This is a genomic window from Limnobacter sp. (assembly GCF_043511195.1).
Lineage (GTDB): Bacteria > Pseudomonadota > Gammaproteobacteria > Burkholderiales > Burkholderiaceae_B > Limnobacter.
In genome coordinates, this window is sequence record NZ_CP121330.1 from 1341653 (window position 1) to 1367723 (window position 26071).

General features: G+C 51.5%; 20 protein-coding genes and 1 tRNA gene. 16 read left to right on the forward strand and 5 right to left on the reverse strand.

From position 1 onward, the window contains the following. Positions 1–55 precede the first annotated feature (55 nt). From nirB to P0D43_RS06495, 10 genes are all read left to right on the forward strand, one after another. Positions 56–2512, forward strand: a complete 2457-nt coding sequence (gene nirB / locus P0D43_RS06450; protein WP_394673548.1) for a nitrite reductase large subunit NirB — start codon at positions 56–58, stop codon at positions 2510–2512. Beyond that, entirely contained in the window at positions 2512–2883 is a 372-nt protein-coding gene (nirD, locus tag P0D43_RS06455; RefSeq protein WP_159572719.1) for a nitrite reductase small subunit NirD, read from the forward strand. The genes nirB and nirD overlap by 1 nt, the downstream gene beginning before the upstream one ends. Positions 2884–2897: 14 nt before the next feature. Continuing rightward, positions 2898–5735: a molybdopterin-dependent oxidoreductase gene (locus tag P0D43_RS06460; RefSeq protein WP_394673549.1), complete on the forward strand. Its 2838-nt coding sequence runs from the start codon at positions 2898–2900 to the stop codon at positions 5733–5735. A gap of 27 nt (positions 5736–5762) precedes the next feature. After that, positions 5763–6749, forward strand: coding sequence for a DNA-binding protein YbiB (ybiB, locus tag P0D43_RS06465; protein ID WP_394673550.1), 987 nt, complete (start codon positions 5763–5765; stop codon positions 6747–6749). Beyond that, complete coding sequence (locus tag P0D43_RS06470) at positions 6736–7965, forward strand: NAD(P)/FAD-dependent oxidoreductase (RefSeq protein ID WP_394673712.1); 1230 nt, start codon at positions 6736–6738, stop codon at positions 7963–7965. The genes ybiB and P0D43_RS06470 overlap by 14 nt, the downstream gene beginning before the upstream one ends. A gap of 165 nt (positions 7966–8130) precedes the next feature. Then, complete coding sequence (gene rpsU, locus P0D43_RS06475) at positions 8131–8343, forward strand: 30S ribosomal protein S21 (protein WP_105027193.1); 213 nt, start codon at positions 8131–8133, stop codon at positions 8341–8343. Between the two features lie 10 nt (positions 8344–8353). Then, positions 8354–8800 carry a GatB/YqeY domain-containing protein gene (locus tag P0D43_RS06480; RefSeq protein WP_159572723.1) on the forward strand — a complete coding sequence of 149 codons (447 nt, stop codon included), beginning with the start codon at positions 8354–8356 and terminating at the stop codon, positions 8798–8800. A gap of 133 nt (positions 8801–8933) precedes the next feature. Beyond that, positions 8934–10802, forward strand: a complete 1869-nt coding sequence (dnaG, locus tag P0D43_RS06485; RefSeq protein ID WP_394673551.1) for a DNA primase — start codon at positions 8934–8936, stop codon at positions 10800–10802. Positions 10803–11076: 274 nt separating this feature from the next. Further along, positions 11077–13506 (forward strand): RNA polymerase sigma factor RpoD, encoded by a 2430-nt coding sequence (rpoD, locus tag P0D43_RS06490; RefSeq protein ID WP_394673552.1) that lies wholly within the window; start codon positions 11077–11079, stop codon positions 13504–13506. 20 nt (positions 13507–13526) lie between these two features. Then, positions 13527–13602 (forward strand) — tRNA-Ile (locus P0D43_RS06495). 224 nt (positions 13603–13826) lie between these two features. On the opposite strand, the gene P0D43_RS06500 is transcribed toward P0D43_RS06495, so the two are convergent. From P0D43_RS06500 to P0D43_RS06510, 3 genes are all read right to left on the reverse strand, one after another. Then, a complete protein-coding gene (locus tag P0D43_RS06500; RefSeq protein WP_394673553.1) occupies positions 13827–14888 on the reverse strand; it encodes a type I restriction endonuclease in 1062 nt (353 codons plus the stop codon). A 490-nt stretch (positions 14889–15378) separates the two neighbouring features. Further along, positions 15379–16341 carry a magnesium/cobalt transporter CorA gene (gene corA, locus P0D43_RS06505; protein WP_394673554.1) on the reverse strand — a complete coding sequence of 321 codons (963 nt, stop codon included), beginning with the start codon at positions 16339–16341 and terminating at the stop codon, positions 15379–15381. 81 nt (positions 16342–16422) lie between these two features. Beyond that, the gene (locus tag P0D43_RS06510; protein ID WP_394673555.1) at positions 16423–16827 is read right to left on the reverse strand and encodes a BLUF domain-containing protein; all 405 of its coding nucleotides are present in this window, start codon (positions 16825–16827) and stop codon (positions 16423–16425) included. 253 nt (positions 16828–17080) lie between these two features. On the opposite strand from P0D43_RS06510, the gene P0D43_RS06515 reads away from it, so the two are divergent. Next, positions 17081–17386: a flagellar biosynthesis anti-sigma factor FlgM gene (locus tag P0D43_RS06515; protein ID WP_394673556.1), complete on the forward strand. Its 306-nt coding sequence runs from the start codon at positions 17081–17083 to the stop codon at positions 17384–17386. Between the two features lie 19 nt (positions 17387–17405). Here P0D43_RS06515 and P0D43_RS06520 read toward each other — a convergent pair whose 3' ends face one another. Continuing rightward, on the reverse strand, positions 17406–18527 hold the full coding sequence (locus tag P0D43_RS06520; RefSeq protein WP_394673557.1) for a Fic family protein: 1122 nt from the start codon (positions 18525–18527) through the stop codon (positions 17406–17408). A 402-nt stretch (positions 18528–18929) separates the two neighbouring features. Here P0D43_RS06520 and P0D43_RS06525 point away from each other — a divergent pair, with 402 nt between their 5' ends. The 5 genes from P0D43_RS06525 (at position 18930) to P0D43_RS06545 (ending at position 25218) form a co-directional block, all read left to right on the forward strand. After that, positions 18930–20042, forward strand: coding sequence for a ferredoxin reductase (locus P0D43_RS06525; protein ID WP_394673558.1), 1113 nt, complete (start codon positions 18930–18932; stop codon positions 20040–20042). Between the two features lie 30 nt (positions 20043–20072). Then, positions 20073–21164, forward strand: coding sequence for a fatty acid desaturase family protein (locus P0D43_RS06530; RefSeq protein WP_394673559.1), 1092 nt, complete (start codon positions 20073–20075; stop codon positions 21162–21164). Between the two features lie 109 nt (positions 21165–21273). Then, positions 21274–21789, forward strand: a complete 516-nt coding sequence (locus P0D43_RS06535) for a porin family protein (RefSeq protein WP_159572765.1) — start codon at positions 21274–21276, stop codon at positions 21787–21789. Between the two features lie 183 nt (positions 21790–21972). Then, on the forward strand, positions 21973–22932 hold the full coding sequence (locus P0D43_RS06540; RefSeq protein WP_394673560.1) for an ABC transporter substrate-binding protein: 960 nt from the start codon (positions 21973–21975) through the stop codon (positions 22930–22932). A gap of 12 nt (positions 22933–22944) precedes the next feature. Further along, positions 22945–25218 carry an ATP-binding protein gene (locus P0D43_RS06545; RefSeq protein ID WP_394673561.1) on the forward strand — a complete coding sequence of 758 codons (2274 nt, stop codon included), beginning with the start codon at positions 22945–22947 and terminating at the stop codon, positions 25216–25218. Between the two features lie 9 nt (positions 25219–25227). Here the strand turns inward: P0D43_RS06545 and P0D43_RS06550 are convergent, their stop codons facing one another. Continuing rightward, complete coding sequence (locus P0D43_RS06550; protein WP_394673562.1) at positions 25228–26046, reverse strand: class I SAM-dependent methyltransferase; 819 nt, start codon at positions 26044–26046, stop codon at positions 25228–25230. Between the last annotated feature and the right edge of the window lie 25 nt (positions 26047–26071).

The window sequence follows — 26071 nt, forward strand, 5'->3', positions numbered from 1 at the left end:
TGCTGCTTCGTGCAGCCGGGGGCCGTTTTTTTTTGGGTAAATTGGGATAAATAGTATGCTGATGTCCGTCAAAAAACAGAAGCTGGTGGTAATTGGTAACGGCATGGCCGGTATCCGGGTGGTTGAAGAGCTGATCAAGCTTGCCCCTGAATTGTATGAAATCACCGTGTTTGGCGCAGAGCCGCATCCCAATTACAACCGGATCATGCTTTCGCCAGTATTGGCTGGAGAGCAGAAGTTCGAAGAAACCATACTCAATGACTGGGACTGGTACACCAGCAACAACATTACCTTGCATGTGGGTCGTGAAGTCACTGAAATTGACCGCATAAAACGTGTGGTCAAATGTGCCGATGGCACGGTTGCGCCTTACGATCGTTTGCTGCTGGCCACCGGCTCGAATTCATTCATCCTTCCTGTGCCAGGTTCTACCTTGCCGGGCGTGATCGGGTATCGCGACATTGCAGACACCGATACCATGCTGGAAGCCGCCAAGCATTACAAAAAGGCTGTGGTCATTGGTGGTGGTTTGCTGGGGCTTGAAGCCGCCAATGGCTTGGCCATTCAAGGCATGGATGTCAGCGTGGTGCACTTGCCCACCTGGCTCATGGAGCGCCAGCTAGACCCCACCGCGGCCGGCCTGTTGCAGAAAAGCCTTGAAACCAAAGGCCTGAAATTCTTGCTGGCCAAAAACACCAAGGCCTTGCATGCGGGCCCCGATGGCCGTGTTGCCAAAATTGAGTTTGCCGACGGCGATATTCATGATGCCGATTTGGTGGTCATGGCGGTGGGTATTCGGCCGAACGACAAACTGGCCGCCACAAGTGGCTTGCTGTGTAACCGGGGTGTTGTGGTCAACGACACCATGCAAACCATCACTGATCCCAAAATTTACTCGGTGGGCGAATGTGCCAGCCACCGTGGTGTGGCCTATGGCCTGGTGGCGCCACTGTTCGATCAGGCCAAGGTGTGTGCCAACCACCTGGCCCAGTTCGGCATTGGTCGTTACGAAGGTTCGGTAACCTCCACCAAGTTGAAAGTAACCGGTGTTGATTTGTTCTCTGCCGGTAATTTCATGGGGGGCGAAGGCTGCGAAGAATTGTTGCTCTCCGACCCCATTGGTGGCGTCTACAAAAAACTGGTGATCAAGGAAGACAAGCTGGTGGGCGCTTGCCTGTATGGCGACACGGTCGATGGCTCTTGGTATTTCAAGCTGATGCGCGAAGGCAAGGCCATCAAGGAAATTCGCGAAAAGCTGATGTTTGGCCAGAACAACATTGGCGACACTGGTCATGAAGGTCAAAGCCAGGCCAGCAAAATGGCAGACACCGATGAAGTGTGTGGTTGCAATGGTGTGTGCAAAGGCACCATTGTGCAGGCCATTAAAACCAAGGGTTTGTTCACGATTGAAGAAGTGCGCAAGCACACCAAGGCCAGTGCAAGTTGTGGTTCTTGCACCGGTTTGTGTGAACAGATTTTGATGAGCACCGCAGGTGCCGATTATTCCGCCACGCCTAAAACCAAACCCATGTGCGGCTGTACCGATCATGGTCACCAGGTTGTTCGTGATGCAATTTTCAAGCACCACCTGACCACCAAAGAAGAGGTGTTCGCCACCATGAACTGGCGCACTCCGAATGGTTGTGCAACTTGCCGCCCGGCTGTGAATTATTACCTCATCAGTTCCTGGCCTGGTGAAGCGGTGGATGATCCACAAAGCCGTTTTATCAACGAACGTGCACACGCCAATATTCAGAAAGACAAAACCTATTCAGTGGTGCCGCGCATGTGGGGTGGCGAAACCACTGCCGCTGAATTGCGTCGCATTGCCGATGTGGTCGACAAATACAACATTCCCACCGTGAAAGTAACTGGTGGTCAACGTATCGATTTGCTGGGTGTGAAAAAAGAAGATTTGCAAGACGTTTGGAAAGACCTCGACATGCCCAGTGGCCATGCTTATGCCAAAGGTTTGCGCACGGTAAAAACCTGTGTGGGCAGCGAATGGTGCCGTTTTGGTACACAAGACAGCACCCAGATGGGCAAAGACCTGGAGCGTGGTTTATTCAAAATGTACGCACCCCACAAAGTAAAGCTGGCTGTGTCGGGTTGCCCGCGAAACTGTGCAGAAAGTGGCATTAAAGATGTGGGCGTGATCGGTGTCGATTCCGGTTGGGAAATCTATGTGGGTGGCAACGGTGGCATTAAAACCGAAGTGGCCCAGTTCCTGTGCCGCGTGAAAACTTCCGATGAGGTGATGTCAGTCAGTGGCGCTTTCTTGCAGTTGTACAGAAAAGAAGGCTGGTACCTGGAGCGCACGGTGCACTACCTGGAACGCGTTGGTCTGGAACATGTGAAAGCAAAAGTAATTGATGACCTCGCCAACCGCGATGCCCTGTGGGCCGAGCTACAAGCTGCACTGGCCATTGAAGAAGACCCATGGCACAAGCCCAGGGAAGCACAGGTTGATTTGCGTCAGTTCATTCCAATCCAACTGGCGGAGGTGGTCTAATGTCGGCTTCAGAACTGATCGAACGAAAGGAAACTCAAATGGAATGGATCGACATTTGCGCGGTGGAAGACATCCCCGTGTTGGGATCACGCATTGTGCGCCGCCCCACCGGGCAAGACATTGCAGTATTCCGCAACAGCGAAGAACAGGTGTTTGCACTGCTGGATGAATGCCCGCACAAAAAAGGCCCGCTTAGCCAGGGCATCGTGCATGGCACTACTGTTACTTGCCCCTTGCACAACTGGCAAATTGGTTTGGCCGATGGCTGCGCGCGTGAACCCGATGAAGGTTGCACTGCCAAGTTCACAGTACAAGTGGTGGATGGCCGCGTGCACTTGAAAGCCAGTGAAGTGAAGAACCACGGTATTTAAAAGCGATCTCACTCATGACCGAACTGCTTGCACCCATCCAGAACACCAAGACAACATGCCCTTACTGCGGCGTGGGTTGTGGTGTCGTGGTGCGCACACAGGCCGGAAAAATCATTGATGTGAAAGGCGATGAATCGCACCCGGCCAATTTGGGCAAGTTGTGCAGCAAAGGCAGCAAGTTGGCTGAAACCGCCACCGTGAACGTGTATGGCCAAGTGCGCGCAAGCCAACCCCTGTTGCGCATTCAGCGTGATCAGCAAGTGGCCCCGGCAAGCTGGGACACAGCACTTGATTTCACCGCGCGTGAATTTGCACGGTTGATTTCAACATACGGGCCGAACAGTGTTGGCTTTTACATCAGCGGGCAATTGCTGACTGAAGACTATTACGTGTTCAACAAACTCGCGAAAGGTTTGATTGGCACCAACAACGTCGACACCAATTCGCGCCTGTGCATGAGCAGCGCGGTGAGCGGTTACAAACGCACCTTGGGTGCAGACGCACCACCTTGCAATTACGATGATTTGGCTTTGGCCGATTGCGTGTTCATTGCCGGTTCCAACATGGCCTATGCACACCCGGTGGCCTATCGCAGGCTTGAAGCCGCGCGCGCTGCCAAGCCTGGCCACAAACTGATTGTTGTAGACCCCCGCGCAACCGACACCGCGCTGATGGCTGATTTGCATTTGAAAATTCAGCCCGGCACCGACGTGATGCTGTTCAACGCCATGCTGCACGTCATGATGCAAAACGGTTGGCTGGACATGGCCTACATCAACAAATACACAGAAGGCTTCGACGCAGTGGCCAAGGGCTTGGTCGATTACACGCCCAAGCTTGCAGCCAGTGTGTGTGGAGTTCCGGAAGGCGACATTGTTACAGCCGCCACCTGGTTCGCCCAAAGCAACAGGACACTCTCCCTGTATTGCCAAGGGTTGAACCAGGCCACCACCGGAACCGACAAAAATACAGCGTTGATTGCCCTGCATTTGGCGACAGGCCAAATTGGCAAAGAAGGTTCAGGCCCGTTTTCGCTCACGGGCCAACCCAATGCCATGGGTGGTCGCGAGGTGGGTGGCTTGTCTACATTGCTGCCAGCGCACCGCGAATTGGATAACCCCGCGCATGTGGCAGAAGTGGCCGCCTTTTGGGGGGTAAAGCAAATTAGTGCAACGCCGGGTGCCAGCGCGGTTGAAATGTTCGATCAGCTGGAGCAGGGCAAAATCAAAGCAGTGTGGGTGGCCTGCACCAACCCGGCGCATTCACTGCCCAATTCGCAAAAAGTGGCCCGCGCCTTGCAAAACGCCGAACTGGTGGTGGTGCAAGATGCCTACTTAACACCCGCCACCGTGCAATACGCCGATGTGTTGTTGCCAGCCACCACCTGGGGTGAAAAGGAAGGCACGGTCACCAACAGCGAACGGCGAATCAGCCGCGTGCGGCCCGCCATGCCTGCTTATGCAGATTCGAAAAACGACTGGCAAATTGTGGTGGAATTTGCAAAGCGCCTTGAAGTTGAATTGCAAAAACTGGGTGTTGAAAGCCCGCGCCTTGGCAACACTTCCAATGCGTTCATGCCTTACAGCAGCACTGAAGAAATTTTCAACGAGCATCGCGAAACCACGCGGGGCCGCGACCTGGACATTACCGGTTTAAGTTATGCGGTGTTGGAAGCCAACGGCCCGCAGCAATGGCCCATGCCGGAAGGGCAGCCCCAAGGCAAAGCCCGCCTGTACGAAGATGGGCTTTACCCCACAGCCACAGGCAAGGCGAAGTTTGTGTTTGCAAATTACGAGCCCGTGGCCGAGGAAGCGGATGCGCGTTTCCCATGGCGCTTGAACACAGGGCGTTTGCGCGACCAGTGGCACGGTGCCAGCCGCACCGGCACCCTGGCCGAATTTTTCTCGCATGAAGCCGAGCCCGTGATTGCCATGCACCCTGCCGATTTCAAGCGATTGAACTTGAAGCCCTATAGTTGGGTGTCGGTTAAATCGCGCCGCGCCACCATCACCTTGCGTGCGAAAGCGGATGAATCGGTTGCCCGCAACCAGGCCGCCTTGCCCATGCACTGGGGCCCTGAATTTTTTGGCGGTAAAGTGGGTGTGGGTGGAGTCAACGCACTCACCATTGAAGCATTCGACCCGTATTCCAAGCAACCTGAATTGAAGCATTCTGCTGTGAACATTCAACAGGTGCACTTGCCCTGGCAGGTGGTTGTGTTTGTTCACAGCGAGCGCTGGCTGAGCATTTGGCAACAAGCCCGTGCCTTGTACGCTGAATTTGATGCAGCCTTGTGCGTGCCCGTGGGCCGTGAGCAAACTGGTGTGTTGTTCCGCGCAGCCAGTGCGCAAGCACCTGCGAAAGAAATTATCGATCGCCTTCAAGCCTTGTTTGAATGTGAGGGTGGCGATGTCATGGTGTACTCCGACCCGAAAACCGATGCGCGCCGCCGCATTGGTGTGAAAGTACACGCCGCGGGCAAAGGGCAAACCGCCACACTCAGCAAAGTATTTTTGGCCGGCAATATTGAATCCGAAGGCTGGTTGCGCAACTACTTCGACCAACAACTCGATGTCATGCCTTTGCGCAGTTTTCTTCTGGCCCCGGCCAGCCAACCGCCAGGTGTGCAAACCGAGGCCGTGCGCATGGTGTGTAACTGCGTGGGGGTGTCCCAGCAAGCGATTGAGGCTGGAATTGCCATTGCCTGCGCCAAGAACCCGAATGCAGGCGAGAATGAATTGCTGTCGGGTTTACAAGGCAGCCTTAAATGCGGCACGCAATGTGGTTCGTGTGTGCCTGAAATTCGTAAACTCATTCGCACACAAGCCAGCCTTGCTACAATGGCGCCTTAGTCTTTACTTAGGCACAGCTTCAGCGTCATGCCCAATCCAGTTCACACTGCCCAATTTTCTTGCGCGCCATTCATCAAAGAAATTGGTCGCGGCAAAGACGGTGCTCGCGGCCTGTCTCGCGAACAGGCCATGGCGCTGTATTCAGCCATTCTGCGTGGCGAGGTGTCAGATTTCGAATTGGGTGCCGTGCTCATTGCCCTGCGCGTGAAGGGCGAAAGCCACGACGAACTCATTGGGTTTCTCGATGCCATTGCAAGCCACTGGCCCGCCGATGAAGACCTGCCACATGTGCAAACACTGAATGCCTTGAGCGAGCAGTCTTCTCGCAGCGGCAAACCCGTGGTGGTGATCCCCAGTTACAACGGTGCGCGGCGCAAACCCAACTTCACGCCCTTGCTGGCCGGTTTGCTCGCGCAGCGTGGTTACCCGGTGCTGGTGCATGGTCTAGAGAAAGACTTCACCGGCCGCGTAAGCAGTGCAGAAGTATTTTCGCACCTGAATTGGCAGGCCGTGGACATGCCCAACCCTGCGCCTGTGTACATGCCCATGGCGCAAATTTATCCAAGAATTGAAGCCCTGTTGCAAACCCGCAAATTACTTGGTGTTCGCAGTTGCACCCACACCCTGGTGAAATTAATGGTGCCCAGTGCGTTTGGCAACGCCATGCTGGTAACCAGCTACACCCACCCCGAGTTCTGGAACCTGCAACGCGAAGTGCTGTGCGCCACCGGCCACACGGCGTTGGTGTTGCGTGGCCACGAAGGCGAGCCAGTGGCTGCGCCGTATCGCAGCCCGCGCATGGATGGCGTGACCGCCGGAAAAACCTGGCGCATTGCCGAACCCGAGAACCTGTTCACCGAGCAACCGGATCCCCACCCGGATATTGATGCAGAATCCACTGCACGGCTTATCGAGATGTGGTTGAACAATCCTCAGGAAATGCCGCATGGCTTTGCTCGCCAGCTTGATGCAATCGACGCGGTACACCAAGCAGCAAATCATGCAGCAGTTTGATGTCATTGTGATTGGTGCCGGCGCGGCTGGCCTGATGTGTGCCGCACAAGCCGGGCAGGGTGGCCTGAATGTGGCTTTGCTGGATCACAGTGAAAAACTGGCCGAAAAAATTCGAATCAGTGGCGGTGGGCGTTGTAACTTCACCAATGTGAATGTGTCAGAGGACAACTTCATTTCTGAAAACCCCCGTTTTGCGCGCTCAGCCCTTGGCCGCTATACCCCGGCCGACTTCATTGCCTTGGTAAAGCGTTACAACATTGCATTTCACGAAAAGCACAAAGGCCAGTTGTTTTGCGATCGAAAAAGCGACGACATCATCGAGATGCTGGCCGCCGAATGCAATGCAGGCAAAGTGAAGTGGTTCCGCCCCCACAGCGTGAACGGGGTTGAGCACGATGGCAGCCTCTTCAAACTAAGTACCAGTGCAGGCCAGTTGCAAGCGCGCAATGTGGTGGTCGCCACAGGTGGTTTGCCCGTGCCAAAAATTGGTGCAACCGACTTTGGCCTGAAACTGGCCAAACAGTTTGGCCATGCACTGGTCGATCAGCGGCCTGCACTGGTGCCACTTACTTTTGACTCTGGCATGTGGGAGCCGTTCGTTGAACTGGCTGGCGTGGCGCTGCCCGTGTTGAGTCGCGGCAGCGACGCCAACGCCCCCTGGTTTGATGAAGACCTGCTGTTTACCCACCGGGGTTTAAGCGGACCGGCTGTGTTGCAGGCCTCCACGTACTGGAACCCGGGCAAACCAATTACCCTGAATTTATCGGGCAAGGAAACGGATGCAGCCGCACTGCAAACCGGTTTGCTACAGGCCACGCTTGGCGCAAAAGCCAATGCTGACAATTGGTTTGCTGCTCAGGTTGCTCACTGGCCCAAGCGTTTGGTGCAGGCCTGGTTGAACAAACCGGAATTGCAGGCCATTGCCGGGCGCAAGGTGGCTGAGTTGGGCAAAAAACAATTGGGCCCTTTGGCGCAGTTAATTGCGGCCTGGCAATTGGTGCCCAATGGCACTGAAGGTTACAAAAAAGCTGAAGTGATGCGCGGCGGGGTCAGCACTGCCGATTTACAGCCCAAAACACTGGAATCGCGCAAAATTTCGGGCCTGTACTTCATTGGCGAGGTGGTTGATGTAACAGGCTGGTTGGGCGGTTATAACTTTCAGTGGGCCTGGGCCAGCGGCTACACTGCAGCCCATGCAATATTGAGCCAAAAATAGTTGAAAATCCTTGAGAAAATCTTCTTTCACATGGTACTATCTCGGTCTTTGCCAGATTCTTGGCGGTAACTCTTTGCTTCAGCACATTGGGTTTTGCAAAAAATATACGCAAAATCAATGGGTTGAAAACTAAAAAACAACTTACGAATACCCGATTGGAGCCTTATGCCAAACGTTCGCGTTAAAGAAAACGAGCCATTTGAAGTTGCCCTGCGTCGCTTCAAGCGCACCATTGAAAAAACAGGTCTGTTGACTGAACTGCGCTCACGCGAGTTCTATGAAAAGCCAACTGCAGAACGCAAGCGCCTGAAGGCTGCTGCCGTAAAGCGTCATTACAAGCGCCTGCGCAGCCAAATGTTGCCCAAGAAAATGTATTGATTCGTTTGGTATGTCACTGAAAGCGCAAATTCTTGAAGACATCAAGCTGGCCATGAAGGCCCGTGAGCAAGCAAAGCTCACCACGCTTCGAATGCTCTCAGCGGCAATCAAACAAAAAGAGGTCGACGAACGCGTCGAACTCGACGATGCGGCGGTTCTCGCCATCATCGAAAAGCAAATCAAGCAGCGAAACGAAGCCGCCATCCAGTTTGAACAGGGTGGTCGGCCAGAGTCGGCTGAGGCTGAAAAGGCCGAGGCTGCTGTTTTGGCGTTTTACCTTCCCGCACAACTCTCAGAATCCGAAGTTGTGGCAGAAATACAAGCCATTGTTCAAGCGCTAGGCGCTACTGGCCCACAAGACATGGGCAAGGTCATGGGCGCTGTAAAAGGCAAGCTGGCTGGCAAAGCCGACATGAGCAAGGTGTCGGGCTTGGTAAAGGCAGCGCTGTCCAAATAAAATAAGCATTAAAACAATCAAGCGTGCATGCGCGCTTTGGCTGTTCGCTTTTGTTTCCTCCCCTTTGGGTTTGTTATTCTAGAAGTCGAACCTTCGGTTCTGATTATTCTGCGCGTGAATTCACCCAAACTGCATGATTCCTCAAAGCTTTATTGATGATTTGCTGTACCGCCTGGACATCACGGACGTGGTGGGGCGCTATGTGCAATTAAAAGCGGCGGGCGCCAACTTGCAGGGCTTGTGCCCGTTCCACAACGAGAAATCCCCTTCCTTTACAGTAAGCCCGTCCAAGCAGTTTTATCACTGTTTTGGTTGTGGTGCGCATGGCAATGCCGTGGGTTTTGTGATGGAGCATTTGGGCTTGACCTTTCCCGAAGCCGTTGAAAGCCTGGCAGGCAATTTGGGTATCGACGTGCCTCATGAAAAGGGCATGGATGTGCCCGCCGAGGTGCGTTCCGAACGGGAAGAGTTGGTGGGGTTGCTGACGCGCGCCGCCAATTATTACAAGGCACAGCTAAAAAAAGCGCCTGTGGCCATTGATTATTTGAAAAGCCGCGGCTTGACCGGGCAAGTGGCCGCCCGTTACGGCATGGGCTATGCGCCCGATGGGTATCAAAACCTGGAAGCGGTGGTAGACAACTACACCAGCAACACCCAACTGGATTTGGCTGGCTTGAGCAAAATCAGTGACAGCAACCGGCGCTACGATGCATTTCGCGGCCGCATCATGTTTCCCATTCGCAATGCCAAAGGCCAGGTGATCGGCTTTGGTGGGCGGGTGTTGGGTGACGAAAAGCCAAAATACCTGAACAGCCCGGAAACGCCTGTGTTTTCCAAGGGGCATGAGGTGTATGGCCTGTTCGAAGCACGCCAGGCCATTCACAAAATGGGATACGCCCTGGTGACCGAGGGCTACATGGACGTGGTGGCTCTGGCGCAATGGGGATTCGAAAATGCAGTGGCCACGCTGGGCACCGCAGTAACACCCGACCATGTGCTGAAGTTGTTCAAGCAGACGGATCGGCTTGTGTTTGCCTTTGATGGTGACGGGGCTGGGCAAAAAGCAGCCTGGCGTGCCCTGCAAGCTTGCTTGCCACATGTCAGTGAAAACAAACGGGCAGATTTTATTTTTCTGCCTGCCGAGCACGATCCAGATTCCTTCATTCGAACCGAAGGGCCTGATGGCTTTGAGGCCATGGTGGCGCAAGCCGCGCCTTTGTCTGAATTTTTGACGCGTTACCTGGAGCGCAACTACCCCTTGCAGCAAATTGAGGGTAGCGCCGCAGCCATTTCTTTTCTAAAGCCGCTGATTGTGCAAATGCAGCCAACCGTTTACCGGTCTTCCCTGTTGCGTGCTTTGGCCAATTTGCTGGGTGCTACACCCATGGAGCTTAGTCGCCACCTGGGTTTGAAAAGCCGCGAAGGCGGGGGTGATTATTTTTCACCGAAAAACAAAGGGCAGTTTCAAGGTGGCCAGCAAAGCGGGCAGCAGGGCAAGTTTTCGGGCAAAAAATTTGGCAAGTTCAAAGATGAACCGCTACAAAACAACTGGGGCCCCCGGCCCACTGCGAAATCGCCATTGTTAAGCCTGGCTGCGCGGGTTATTCGAGCGCCAGAACATGTTGAGTTGTGCAATTCCCTGCTGGAGTTGTACGAACGTGAGCAAAACCCGGCTGCCGAGGTACACAGTTTCGTTCATTTACTTGAAAAAATAAGAAGTGACCCCAACTTGTTGGAAGCCAGACTTCAGCACGCATTTAATGATGAAGTTCATCAAAATTGGGTTAACTCGGTGCTAAAAGAAGCACGTAGTTTGGATGATTCCCTCGATTTTGAAACCGAGTTGCGTTCTGGCGTGTATCAATGTAGCGAGCTTTGGTTTAAAGCCGAACTGGAGCGGTTGACCGCCGAGATGCCGACACAAGGGGAACAACTCCGTTGGTATCACGAGTGCATGCAACGCTTCCAAGAATTAAAACAAAAGCGAGTTAATCAGTTATAATTAAGGGTTACGGTGCAAATTTTGCATCTTTTTGTAGTGCGTTTTTGCGCACTGGGTGGCTGTTATTGAGTTGTTCAGGGAATGAATGTTCAAAATACTCAACATTTTTTCAAAAACACAGGAACAGAAAGCCAAATCCGGCCACAAAACCAAGTCTGCGAAGTCACAAAGCGTGAGTTCACAGCAAACCGATACACACACACAGATTCCTGGTGGCCAAAAGCCGGAGAAGGAATCCTCCACTAAGGCATCCAAACGCAAGGGAGCGTCGTCAATGGCAGGGAAGAAGGTTTCTCCTCAAAAGGCAACTGTAAAAGAAGCGAAAGTAAACACCGTGGTTAAGAAGACAGAATCCAAGAAAACAGCACCTGTTGCTGAAAAGCCTGTGAGCAAGAAAGCCGCTGCGCCTGCACCCGCACCTGTTGTGGCCGAAGAAAAGCCGAAACGCGGCCGCAAACCCAAAGTGGTTGAAGCGGTAGTCGAGCCTGTTGCAAAAGCGGCCAAGCCCGCCAAAGCAGCCGAGCCAGTCGCCGTCGAGGAAGCACAGCCCAAGAAGCGGGGTCGCAAGCCCAAGGTGGTCGAGCAGGCTGCGCCTGTGGCCGCCGAAGCACCCAAGGGGCGTGGTCGCCCACCCAAAGCGGGCAAGCCCAAGGCAGAAGAAGAGGACGATGACGACATCGATTCCGGTTCCGATGACTCGCTTGACTCCGACGACGTGCCCGAAGACGACGATTCAGATGCCAAGAAGGCCGATCTGGTGATCATGCCCAAGCGTGGTCGGGGCTCCAAAGCCAAAGACAAAGCGCTGATCAACTCGGCTTACCTGAGTTCGGCCAATGCCACTGTTGAAGAATTGGAGTTGCGCCGCAATCAGCTGAAAACCCTGATCAAGATGGGTAAAGAGCGCGGCTACCTGACCTTTGCAGAAATTAACGACCACTTGCCAGACGATGTAACTGATGGCGAAGTGATTGAAGCCATGGTCAGCACCTTCCACGACATGGGCATTACTGTTTACGAACAGGCCCCTGACGCTGAAGCCTTGTTGATGAACGACAACGCACCTGTGGGCACTTCTGCTGAAGACGCGGAAGAAGAAGCCGAGGCGGCGTTGAGCAACGTGGACTCTGAATTTGGCCGAACCACTGACCCGGTTCGCATGTACATGCGAGAAATGGGTACTGTAGAACTGCTGACACGTGAAGGCGAAATCGAAATCGCCAAACGCATTGAAGACGGTTTGAAAGACATGGTTCAGGCCATTTCGGCTTGCCCTGCCATTGTTGAAGACGTGGTTGGTTTGGGTCAGCGCATTGCTGAAGGCGTGTCGACCGTGGATGAAGTGGTTGATGGAATCATTGATGATTCAATTACCGAAGAAATGGTCGAAGCCGCTGCGCCTGAAGAAACCAACGATGACGACGACAATGAAGACGAAGAAGAGGGCAACGACGGTGGCACCACCTCCGGTATGTCAGCTCGTCAGCTCGAGGAGTTGAAGCGCAATTCATTGGTTGTGTTTGGTGAAATTCAAAAGCAGTTCGCCAAATTGAACAAGGTTCGCGCCGACGGTGGTTACAACACGCCAGCTTATAAAAAGGCCAAGGAAGCGATTGCCGAGCAGTTCATGAAGATTCGCTTCACGGCCAAGCAAGTTGAACGCTTGTGCAGCATTTTGCGTGAGCAAGTCGATGGCGTGCGGAAAATTGAACGTGAAATTTATGACATCGCAGTGAACCGCGTGGGCGTACCCCGCGAGCAGTTCCTCGACAAGTTCCGTGGTCATGAAGTTGAGGCAGCTTGGGTTGACACCTTCAGTGCATCGAATGCGGCTTGGGCAGAAACCTGGGCACGCAATGTACCCGCGATCAACGAACTGCAACAAAAGCTGGTTGGAATTCAAGACACAGTGTCGCTGCCCTTGAACGATCTGCGCGCAATCAACAAGCAAATGGTGTCTGGTGAAAACCGCGCCCGCTTGGCCAAGCGCGAAATGATCGAAGCCAACTTGCGTTTGGTGATTTCAATTGCCAAGAAGTACACCAACCGCGGTTTGCAGTTCCTGGATTTGATTCAGGAAGGCAACGTGGGCTTGATGAAAGCAGTGGACAAGTTTGAATACCGTCGTGGCTACAAGTTTTCAACGTACGCTACTTGGTGGATTCGCCAGGCCATTACCCGTTCCATTGCAGACCAGGCACGTACCATTCGTATTCCGGTGCACATGATCGAAACCATCAACAAGATGAATCGTATCAGCCGCCAAATTTTGCAAGAAACCGGTATTGAGCCCGATCCAGCCACGCTGGCCGAGCGCATGGAAATGCCTGAGGAAAAAATTCGCAAGATTTTGAAAATCGCGAAAGAGCCTATTTCGATGGAAACACCGATTGGCGACGACGACGATTCTCACTTGGGCGATTTTATCGAGGACAACCACACCTTGGCTCCGCAAGATGCAGCGCAATACAGCAGCCTGCGTTTTGTGACCAAAGATGTGCTTGATTCCCTCACCCCACGCGAAGCCAAAGTGCTGCGCATGCGTTTTGGTATTGAAATGAGCACCGACCACACGCTGGAAGAAGTGGGCAAGCAGTTTGACGTAACCCGTGAGCGGATTCGTCAAATTGAAGCCAAGGCACTTCGCAAGCTGCGCCACCCCAGCCGTTCAGACAAGCTGAAAAGCTTCCTGGAAGGCGAATAAAAGCTTTTGAAAGGTAAAGTGGGGCTATAGCTCAGCGGTTAGAGCAGAGGACTCATAATCCTTTGGTCCCCGGTTCAAATCCGGGTGGCCCTACCAGTAAAAAAAAGGACTTAGAGGCGGAATGCTTCTAGGTCCTTTTTGTTTGGTTAACTAGAAGCTAGCAAATAATTGGTATTTAAAGCTGCCATGAACAGATTCGGATTCGCAACTTTTCTGCTTTTTTCTTTGCCTTTTGTACTTAGCTATAACTCTTGACGTCAGATAAGAACGGCAGACCGAGAGACGGAGCTCTGTGGTCTACCTGTCGGGTTGCGGCAAGATTAGACGTACTGCTGCACGCTCTGGAGTATCAGTGTTTTGTGTTTGTAGATTTCTGAAAGTTTTTCAATATCGAATTTCTGCTCTTCTTTACCGACGAATACCCCGAATGCGAGTTTCTTTTTGTTGAAATGAAGTCGTGCGATTGGTTTGCGGTTGTTGTCATCAAAGATGATCGCACAGTATGACTTGGCATCTCTCATTACGATTCTGTCCACATCAACCAACTCTGCTGCAATGGCTTGAATGATACGGTGGGCGTCCACTTCCTCGTGGGTCGTATCGACATCATTATCTGAATCTCCATCTATCGAGGGAATGTCCGATACAGATCCGCCCTTAGCCGACTCTGGTTCAAATGCAGTTTTGAGTTTGCTGTTAATACTCTCCTTCAGGAAGTTATCAAATGAGCGTTTTAGCAATTCCGTAAACTGGTCCTTGACTTGAGCAGTGAATCTTCCGTCGTACACTCGAGATGTAAAAATTTTAACGATCTCCTCTGAAGGAGTCCCAGCGAATTCCTTCCGAACTTCGAGATTTAACGCCTTCATATATTTCAAGTTGCTGGCGGTACTTAGGATAGTCTCAAAGTTGAATCCAGGTTTCGTGAACTTCTTCAATTCCTCGAGATCATTGTCGCTGTAGTCTGCGAGATTAAACTCAAAGAATGGGCGTTCATCCATCTTGTTCGTCTTCTCAAGGTCACTGAAGAACAGGTAGCGGATACCATCTGTGAGAACCCCGAACTTTGCGTCTGTCACTGCGAAGTATCTGAACAGCTGACCAGCATGTTTGGTCTCTAAAGGCGCACCCGGCTGTTTACATTCAATTAGGATGGTGATTTTCCCGTCTAGTTTGATCGCGTAGTCAACCTTCTCACCTTTCTTAACGCCATGATCTGCGGTTAGCTCGGGTATTACCTCTGTTGGGTTGAATACGTCATAGCCCAACTTGGAGAGAAATGGCAAGATGAACGCTGTCTTGACCGCTTCCTCTGTCTTCGCGTGCTCCATGGTTGAGCTGATTCGGCGGGATAACTCTGCGAGACTGTCTTTGAAGTCCATTTCTCATCCTCTGATTGTTTTAACTACCTTTAAGGAATTAAACCACAAGAGATTCATCTCACCGAGTCGCGTGGTTTATTCGATTTGTTTACCTAATGAATACCGGGGTGAGGGTAATTTGATTTAGCAGGTGCATTAATGCTGTTCCTTGCTAAGTTAACCTGATGGATGATAATAGGTTGGGCTAGAGGTTGACAGTACCCAAAAGAGTCCCCAATAGATATAAAGATAGTTTGTTGATGGAATTGAAACGGGTGTTGGCCCACTATGCTGTCTTCAACGCTAGAAAATATGCGATTTAACGTATCAGTTAGGAGCATAAGGGTCGCGCTTGGTTTTCTGCCTTGTTCTTTAGCTAAGCGATCCCGATCCCCTTATCTGTAGGTTTTGCTGAATTTCTTCTGGATCAGATGTCCTCTTGCAAAGTCTGGACATTGTTGTGACAACAAGTGTGTGGTCGCCACGGCACTGTGTTCTGAAAGCACGCGAACTATTTCATCCAGCCTTTCCGTTTGAAGTAGTAGAACGGAATCAGCACGCTGGTGGCCATCAGGGCCAGCGAGAAGGGATAGCCCCATTTTTGCGCCAGTTCTGGCATGTATTCAAAGTTCATGCCGTAGATGCTGGCGATCAGCGTGGGCGGCAGCATGGCCACTGAGGCCACTGAAAAGATTTTGATGATCTTGTTTTGTTTGATGTTGATGAAGCCCATGACGGCATCCATCAAAAAGTTGATCTTGTCAAAAATGAACGAGGTGTGACCGTCCAGTGATTCGATGTCTCGTTGAATAATTTTGACTTGCGCAACAAGTTCTTTTGGTAACTGTTGCTCGCGAAACAGGTAGGACAATACCAGACGGGTGTCCATCAAATTGCGTCGCACGGTTCCGTTAATTTCTTCTTCTTTGGCGATCAGTTGAATGTATTCCTCGGCTTCTTCATTGCTGCCTTTTTTCTCGGCCAGAACCCGGTCATTGATCAATTTGAGTGATTGATACACGTCCTCCAGCACGTCTGCAGACTGTTCAACGTCGAGCGCGAAGAGTTCAGTCACGATTTGCAACGCGGAAGTCCACGACCGGCGGTCTGCCTTGGATCTCATTCGCATCAAACGAATAATTGGCAGATCTTCTTCATGAATGCTGAACAGGAACTGCTCGGCGATCACAAAGCGAACGGGTTCAGTGGTGATGCGGCCAGCAATTTCCACCAGAAAGTCGGCACGAACATTCAGGTAATCAGAGCGGTCAAGAAAAATGCGGGCACTGGTTTCAATGTCAGCGTCGTCTTCGGCCAGTTCAAGCCCAATCTTGAACAGCGTAGCAATCGCCTCGCGTTCCTCATCGGTCGGGCTGACCGCATCAATCCAGATCAAGCCATTGCCCAAGGCGAGGTCTCGCAAAGAGGTTTGCTTGATCAAGCGTCCTTTTTGAGTCGAAAAGATATGCAGCATAAGGGGCGTCCATTAGAGGTTTTTTAACTGGATATTTTTTATTTTGCCCGACCTCTGGGTTCGAACACTTGGGGTGATACTTTAGGTTTTCACTAACATTGCGTTGAATTCGCGCATGACTTGGTAAAAGGCGTCTGCAGTAACTGACTCCAAGCGGTGTGCCCGTAATTTGGCCACGTGCTCGAAGGTAAGCGGTTCAGCCTCGATGACACCCATTGTCCAATTGTCAAACAAACGTTCTTTCACCGGCGAGATATGAATGATTCGACTGTCGGTGTGCCGCTTGTCATCCAGAATTTTCACATAGGTTCGAAGTACCTGCTGTTCTGGCCCTTCCAGCACCTGCATGAACATGCCGCCTCCGTGAACAAGCACTCCGGTAATTCCTGCCGTGCTGTTATTTTTTCTGGAAATTAATAGGATTTCATCCAAGGTTTCTTTGGCGAAATCTGGTTTGGCTTGGCTGCAATAAAGAAGACGGATCATGATCTGCGGTCCAGGTTGGCGAGGTGTTTATTGGCTTGATGCAACCATGATAGTGGGTAAACGTGTTGGTGGGGTGTATGGAATGGTAGTTGATCTACGTAGGTTTTTTCTTGTTCGGATATGGTCGGATTGAGGTCGTGTAATTGTCTGACAAGGGGTCGGATTATTTCTTGCTGCTTCGTTCTGCAATGTTCACTTTATCTTTGTAGCTGCTTTAAGTATCGTTCCGCTTGTTTGTGTCAATAACTCAACCATGGTCAACAGTATGATTTCCAGCGACAAACCCCCAATAGCCTTTACTATGCCCGATCCCAAAAAGGCCGATGCTTTGGCGGCATCTCGTCCGCCCGAGGTGAAGATAGCAGCGGATCGAGACGGTGCCAGTGTGGTGGTGTCTGTTTCACGGCCCAGGGGCACCATGTTGTTGGACAGCACCACCCCGTTTGATGCAGACAAGGTGGAAATGATTCGCCGCCAGCTCAGCGAGGGTGGGTTAAAAATAGATGCCAACATTGTGGCGGACCGCATGATCAATGATCAAAAAGCGTTGCTGGGTTGAAGCTGACAAGTTCGAGCCTTTAAACGCGCAGCAAATTCATGAGTGGTTCGAATGAGTAAAGAGCAGGTCTGCGGCCCGATGCTTCCTCAAGTGTATGAATGATTTTGTTGTCTAGCAGGGCCCTGGTAAAGCGCGCAGCGGTGGGAACCGGAATGCCGGCATTGCTTGTGAACCTGTTGTTTCTGAAGATTGGATTGGAGAAAACAAAGTCCAGTGCATTCATGCTCCACTTTAAAGACAGGGTGTCGGCAAAAACCTGTTTCATTTCTTCGTAAAGTGTTCTGATGTTTTCTGCAATGGTTAGGTTACGTATTGCTTGAGACTCCACAGCCGAGAGGAAAAACACACACCATTGGGTCCATTCACCTTTCGCTGACACCTGGCGCATGGTGTCGATGTACTCGTCTTTGTGGTCTTCAAAATAGCCGCTGATGTAGAAATGGGGTGCTGAAATAATTCCCGATTTCCACAGCATGAGGGTAATGAGCATGCGCCCGATTCTTCCGTTTCCGTCTTTGAATGGGTGCAGTGATTCGAACTCGACATGAGTCAGTGCGGTTTTGATTAAAACCGGATCTTGGTTGTTGTTGATGTAGTCGAACAGTGTGTCGAGCCCCTCGTGAAGCCTTTCAGGGCTTACGGGTACGAAAAGAATTTTTCGCTGACTTTTGTCGGCGAGGTAATTTTGCTCTGTTTTGAATTCGCCAGGTGATTTGGTGGCACCCCGCCCAAACGAAAGCAAACGCTGGTGAATTCCCTTGATCAAGGATTGCGAAATCGGATAGCCGTCGTTCAGTGCAGATTGCGCCGCTTTAAGCGCCCTTTGGTAAAGGATGGTTTCTATCACTTCAGACCGCACATTGCTTGCATTTTCGCTGTCGTCGGCGTGGTCCGCCTCGTAGCGTAAAATTTCATCCATGGTGCTGATGGTACCTTCCATGCGTGATGAAATCACAGCTTCCTGATTCCTCAGGGGGGCCAACAGTATTTCGCTGTTGTGCATGTTTTTAAGCATTTGATCGTATCGAGCCAATGCACTGGTGGCCTTAAGCAGCGCATCGATCATGTTCCCGTAGTTCAGCGGGCCCGGTGGAAATTGATCGTAGTGATAGTGCACTGCGTTACTTAAATTCAGATTCATGGTTAATTTGTGGGTTGATACTGAATTGCAAGGATAGGTAAATTAGTTTGAGTGTCAAATTTTCAAAGAAATGATACTCAAAATGGTTAGACGTTAATTTAGTTCCATCAAATCACGTTGTCTATCATTTTTATAAGAAAATGATATACAAATACGCTTGGGTTTTCTATTTTCAAGTCAAAAAGACAGCAAAAATTGAAGAAAACTAAAAAATGTTCACTGAATATTAATTTCTTCCCTTTTTTTAAAAAAATGCATAAAATCAATAGCATATAAAAATAATTGGGTGTACAGTTGTACTCTTCTGACACTTTATTCTAGTTTTTTCACCAAAATTTCTTGCGAAAAACAGGCGTTTTTATGTACATTAGTGCACATCTGTTCACTAATGTGGAAAACGCAATGAGAACCAACAGCCAACTGTCCAACAAAGTAGTCCGCGGACTCTCCAAAATTCTGGGTCAGGAATTCGTGACTTTCTGGCTTGAGCAAGCTGGCAGCACCCATTCTGCTGACCGTTGCCTGGCCGAGGTGGTGCGCATTGACCGTGAAACAGCCGATGCAGTCAGCCTGTGGTTGCGCCCCAATGCCTTGTTCAAGGGCTTTGAAGCCGGCCAGCACGTGAACCTGAGCGTCACGATTGATGGTGTGGTGCACACCCGCTCATACAGCTTCAGCAATGCCCCCACTGAAAGTGGCCTGGTGCGCTTAACAATTAAGCAAACCCCAACCGGTTTGGTGTCGCGCTTCGCGGTGAACCAAATGGAAGTGGGTGCGGTTGTTGAACTTGGCGATGTGTTCGGTGACATGACTCTTTCACATACGCAGCCGAATCTGGACACCGAGCGCCCCACCATGCTGTTGCTTGCAGCCGGTAGCGGCATTACACCCATGATCAGCCTGATTGAAACACTGGAAGCCCAAGGCTGGCCAGCCGATGTAACGCTGATGAGCTGGGCCCGCAACCCTGAAGACGTGTTGTTTGACGCCACACTGAAAGCAAAAACCAACGAACATTTCAAATATGTGCGCTTGCTGGAAAGCGGCGCCAACCTGGCTGAAGGTGATTTGGCCGGTCGCCCAAGCGCAGAGCAGTTTGCTGCTGTGGCGTGCACTTTGGACAACACCGATGTGTATGCCTGCGGCCCCGATGGTTTTATGAGCGCACTGCGCGGCATTCTGGGCGATACGCCCAAGAGTTTCCATGCCGAGTCGTTCACGCCCATGGCGCTCGGCGTGGATGAAAACGCCGAGGTGAAAACATTCACTGTGACCCTGACCAAAAGCAATCGCATTCTTGAAGTGAGCAACAACAAGCCACTGTTGAAAGCGCTGCAAGAGCAGGGCATTAACCCACCGCACGGTTGTGGCATGGGCATTTGCAACACCTGTTCATGCGAAAAGCTGACAGGCACTACGCAAAACATGCAAAACAAATCGGTGTGCGGCACCAACAACACGGCGCTGCGTTTGTGTATTAACGCCGCCCAAGGCCCGGTTTCACTGGACCTGTAAAAGCAAAACTTAAAAATACTGGAGCAAATCATGAGAAAAGTTGACCGCAAATTGAGCCCCGCTGAACTGGAACAGTTCGGTGCTGAAATTGAAGCGATTCGCCAAAAGCATTTGGCCGACGTGGGCGAGCGCGATGCCAAGTACATCACCAAGATTGAAAAAGCTGTTCGCTACACTGAAATTGCGGGCCGTGGCATGTTGATGGCTGGCATTTTTCCGCCAGCATTCATTCTGGGTACGTTAACTTTGGGTGTGTCGAAAATTCTGGAAAACATGGAGTTGGGCCACAATGTGATGCACGGTCAATACGACTTCATGAACAACAAGCGTTTGACTGGCCAAACTTACGAGTGGGACACCTGGTGTACCGCCGACAACTGGCGCTACAGCCACAACTACCGCCACCACACTTACACCAACGTGCTGGGCGAAGACCACGACATTGGCTACGGCGTGTTGCGTTTGTTCCCCGAGCAAAAATGGGAGCCACGCTTTTTGGCGAACGTGCCCTTGATGGTGATTTTGGCCACCTTCTTTGAAAACCTGCTGGCTTTGCAAACCCTTGAGCTTGAAAAAGTAATCAACGGCGAGAAAACCCTGAAGGAAACCAAAGACCGCGCCATTCCCACCTTCAAAAAGGCAGGCCGCCAGATTGCGAAAGACTATGTGTTTTTCCCGCTCTTGGCCGGTCCGTTTTTCTTGCCCGTGTTGGCAGGTAACTTTCTTGCCAACATCATTCGCAATTACTGGACCTTTGTGATTATTTTCTGTGGTCACTTTACAGCCGATTCTGAAGTGTTCGACAAGTCGATTATTGAAGGCGAGTCGCAGGCGCACTGGTATCTGCGTCAGTTGAAGGGATCTTCAAACCTGACAGGCGGCAAGTTGTTCCACATCATGTCGGGCAACCTGAGCCACCAGATCGAGCACCACCTGTTCCCCGAGGTGCCTGCGCACCGCTACGCGGAAATGTCGGTTGAAGTGCAGGAAATTTGCAAACGCTATGGCCAGCATTACAACAAGGCCTCCTTGTTCAAGCAGTTCTCCACTGTGGTGGGCCGTGCATTCAAGTACAGCTTGCCAAGCTTGAAGCGCAAGGGCCAGGCACCTTTGGCGGCCTGATTACTGCGTATCACGGGTTTTTGTAACCCGAAGGCTAATTTCCTGCGTTAGACATCGTGCCCCCTCCCAAGGGGGGCGCAGTATCTAAAACAACCATAGGAAGTCAGCCATGAAAAAATTAATTTCTGTTGCCGTATTGTCTGCCGCTGCAGCCAGCCCAGCCTTTGCTGAAGGCCCTTACCTGGGTGCCACTTACAACAGCTTGGGTATTACCGACAGCCGAATGGGTGGTGTGGAACTCGATGTGGACACACTTGGCGTGGTGGGTGGCTATGAACTAAGCCCCAACCTGGCTGTTGAGGGTCGTTTGCTCACTGGGGTGGACGAGGAAAATTCTGGTGCGTTCCGTGCCAAAGTAGACTCTTACATTGGTGCCAACTTGCTGGGTAAATTGCCTTTGAACAACCAGTTCTCGCTGTATGGCACATTGGGTTATGGTTTTCTGGACGCCAATATCAGCGGCCCGGGCTTTAACACCAGCGATGACGACGGCGGCCTGAACTACGGCGGCGGTGTGATGTACACCGCAGGCAATGTGAACATTCGCGCAGGCTACGAAATGCTGTACGACAAAGACAACATTGAGGCGGATGGCTTGAACCTGACTGCCACTTTTGCATTCTAAATTCAAGTCAATCAGGGTTACGCAGTAAAAGGCGTAACCCTTTGTTTATCCCCCGCGACACTCCTTGAGTGTTTGATCATTCAATGTAGGGAAGAGATGGCTTTTTATGTTTCTTCTTGGTAGTTTTCTGATGTAACAATGCCCCTACCCTTTTTAGGGGTCCACTGTCATCAGAGAGTTTGAATGATCCGTGCCGTACTTTTTTTCTGCTTTCTTTTGTCAACGCTTGGTGCGCAGGCTGCTCCCCTGCGCATCGGTGTGTCTGAAACTGTGCTCTCCTTGCCTTTGTATGTGGCCGAGGAAGAGGGGTTTTTCCAAAAGCATGGTGTCAGCGTCGAGTTCATGAATTGCGTGGGCGGCAATCGCTGTATAAAAAACATGCTGAATGGCCAAACCGACCTTTCTACAGCCACTGAGTTGCCTGTGGTGTTCAGTAGTTTTACTCGCAACGATTTTGCGATCTTGACCAGCTTTGTCAGCGGTTCGAACGACTTGAAAGTGGTGGCGCGCACAGAGGCGAAAATTAATCAGCCTGGCCAACTTCGAAACAAAACACTGGGGTATGTAAAGGGCAGTGCAAGCCAGTATGTGTTGGACTCTGTGCTGGTGTACAACGGTATCGATCCCGACACGGTGAAGTTAAAAGCAATTACTCCGGAAACTGCACTAATGGCACTGGCCAACAAAGAGGTCGATGCGCTGTGCATCTGGGAGCCTTTCGCTTCGCGCATTGAACTGGAGCTGGGCGCCGAGGTGATGTTGGTACCCATTCCCAAGTTGTACACCGCAACATTCAACCTGATTGCCATGCAAGATGTGATCAAAAGCAAACCCAAGGAAATCGAGCGCATTGTTCGGGCCTTAAAGGACAGCACCCAGTTCATACAAATGCATCCCGACAAAGCCAAGGCGCTCGCTGCGAAGCGTTTGAAAATTCCTGTGGTGCTAGTCGATCGAATTTTTGACAACTATCGTTTCCGTTTGAGTTTGAATCGCTCGTTACCGCGCACAATGGAAGGGCAGGCGAGGTGGGCAATTCGTGAAGGGCATGTGCCTGGTAACTCTCATCAGCCGAACTTCACCGGGTTTTTCTACCCCGCTTTTTTGAAAACTGTAGACCCTGGCGCAGTGTCGCTTCAGTAAAGGGAAGTCTTAGTGCGCGTTGCCACCAAAATTAACCTTGCTATTCTCAGCACCATTGTTTGCGCGGTGCTGTTGGTGTTGGGCAATCTGTTCATTTTGAGTGAACATTTCAAAGGTTTGGAGCAATCCCAAAAGGCACAAAATCTTACGCGCCTGTCGTCTAGTTTGCTGGTGTTGACGCAAGAGTATGTGCTGTTCAAATCGCCCTCTGTGGCCGACGCCTGGTTGCGCACTCAGGAAGAACTGGAGCGCTTAATCACGACAACCGTGAGTTCGTCGGTGGCCCCACAAGAGCTTTCGGATATTCAGGTAAGCCTTGCTGAGCTTAAACCCATCTTCTACGAACTCACCAAAGGATCGGTGCCCGGTAACAACAATGCAGCATTTCTGGAACGTCGTGAAAGTTTGATTGTTGAGCGCCTGATTGCCGAAACCCAGGTCATTTCAGAGCTGGGTTACCAATGGTCTACACAGGTCAATGACGCACAAGCCAGAAACCTGAAGGGCCTTACCCTGCTGGAATCGGTCGGGCTGGGTAGTTTTGTGGTGGTTATTGCCATGCTGGTGGTGTTAATGCGCACAGGGGTGTTAAACCCATTGGCCAAGCTGAAACGCACAGCCGATGACATTCGCAATGGCGATGAAGATGCGGTGTGCGCGGTCAACACCAACGATGAGTTGGGCGACGTGTCCAAGGCAGTGAACCAGATGGCCCACAATCTGGCCCACAAAAACAGGCGTTTGCGCGAAGCCAACGCCCGGGTGGAAATGGCCAGTCAGGCGAAGACAGAGTTTTTGTCGAACATGAGTCACGAGATTCGAACGCCACTGAACGGTATTGTGGGGCTGACTTATTTGTTGAAGGACACTTCGGCCTCGAGCAATCAAAAGCTGCTTTTGGAGAGTCTGGAGAAAACATCGCGCAATCTCATTGATTTGGTGAGCGACGTTCTGGATATTTCGAAAATTGAAGCGGGCAGCATGGAGCTGGAGTCCAAACAGTTTTCTACGCTTGAGTTTATCGACAAGGTGTCGGGCATCATGACGGGTGCTGCGGCCAACAAGCCCATTGAGTTGATCATTGATCCTTCAAAAGATTTGCCGCGAGAATTGATGGGCGATGAGTTGCGCTTGCGTCAAATTGCGGTGAACCTGGTTGGCAATGCGATCAAGTTTACGCAGGTGGGGCATGTGCATTTGTCGCTGCAGGTGCTCTCCAATCAAGGCAGTGTTTGCCGCCTGCGCTTAGAGGTGCGCGACACCGGGGTGGGTATTTCTCCGCAAGGTCAAGCCAATTTGTTCAGGCAATTTCACCAAGCAAATACTTCTGTTGCACGGGAGTTCGGTGGCTCGGGGCTTGGTCTGAGTCTGGTTAAAAAGTTGGTGGAATTGATGAATGGCAGCCTGGGTTTCACCAGCGAGCTGGGGCACGGAAGCACCTTCTGGGCAGAGCTTGAGTTTGCGCTGCCTCAGGAGCCTGCAAGCGAGTTGATCCATGCAGACGATACATTGTTGTTGGTGTCAGAGAGTGAGTTTCAAACCCAGGCTTTGCTGCATTCTTGTGAATTGATTGGGCGCAAACTGATTACTGTGGGTAGCCTTGAAGAGGCGCGCCATTTTATGCACGCTGCGGCAGGGGTTGCCGGGATTGTGATGGATTTCCCAAAGCGGCAAATTGATCGTTTGGCCTGGCTTGAGTTTGTGAAGACGATGGGCTTGATGGGTGTTCCGTGTGCAGTGCTGCTGGGCAGTGACGACACGCGGCGTTTGCTGGACAACGGGATTAGTGAAGCATTCAGTGCCATTTATGTGAAGCCGCTGACACCACTGCAACTTCAAAATGCATTTAAAAACACCCCCTCCGGTTTGACTGCTCAAACGAATTCGGTGGCCACGATTCGCACCAAGATGAATTTGTTGATCGTCGATGACAGCGATTTGAATTTGAAAGTGCTGGAAGGTATTTTGGTGCGCAGGCAGGCGAACATTACCAAAGCCAACAACGGGCTGGAGGCATTGTCCTATTTATTGCAATACGGCCATGGTTTTGATGCGGTGGTGATGGATGTGCAAATGCCGTTGATGGATGGCCTTGAGGCCACCCGTGAATTGCGAAAGCAACCGTTTAATGCTGACTTGCCCGTGATTGGACTAACCGGTGAGGTGGGCCCGGAAGATGAAAAGCGCGCATTGGCAGCAGGCATGAACGCAGTGCTGCACAAACCGCTTCAGCCCGAAGACCTGATATATGTACTCAACAAACTGGTAAAGTTGGCTACAAGCTGACAAGCCACCTTATTTCGCAGCAACAATCCACATATTGTCGCTGGTGGGTTGCCGGTCGGCCAAACCAAACTGAACCACTTTCATGCCCTGCCGCACGATCAGCGCCTCCAGGTTCTCGGGGGTAAAGTAATTCACATGATCGGGCAGGCGAAAACCACACCATTTTTCGGCGCGAATTTTGCGGTTCCAGGAGCCGTAGTTGGGCACTTTAATAATGACCACCCCACCGGGTTGAAGCACTTTGGCCACGCCTTGCAGCAAGCCATTGGGTTCAACTTCGTGTTCAAGAAAAGCACTCATCAGCACACCGGCAAAATGGTTTTCGGGCAGTTTTTGAATGCCGTTGAGCGCGTTGTCGTGCATAATGCTGCCCCCGCGGGGCTCAACCACTTCGCTGGCTGCCTGTGCCAAAGCTTTGGACACCTCGATGCCATAAGGTTGGTACTTGGCAGGCAGTGTGGCCAGCAGGCCACCCGCGGCGCAACCAATGTCAAGCACACGCCCGTCCGGAATGTACTTCTCGATCAATTCAGGCAATTTGTTGCGTTTAAGTACTTTTTGACGAAAATGTTTGAAAGCGCGGCTCAAGCCTTGCTTGACCGGTTCGCGTTCTTCGCGAACCTGCCGCTCTGTTTCCGATGTTTTTTCCCAGGCAAACTCTTCGCTGAGGCGCTCGTAGACCGGCGCGCGTTTGAGATACACAAAATGGCATTTGTTGCACTCAATCATGGGCCATTCGCTGTTGCCGTAACTCAGGGTTGTTGAGTCTTCTGCGCTGTTCTGGCAAAAGGGGCAGCTGCGTGAAACTAGGCGTTGACTGACATCCATTCTGAAATTCTCGTTGTTGCTTAAA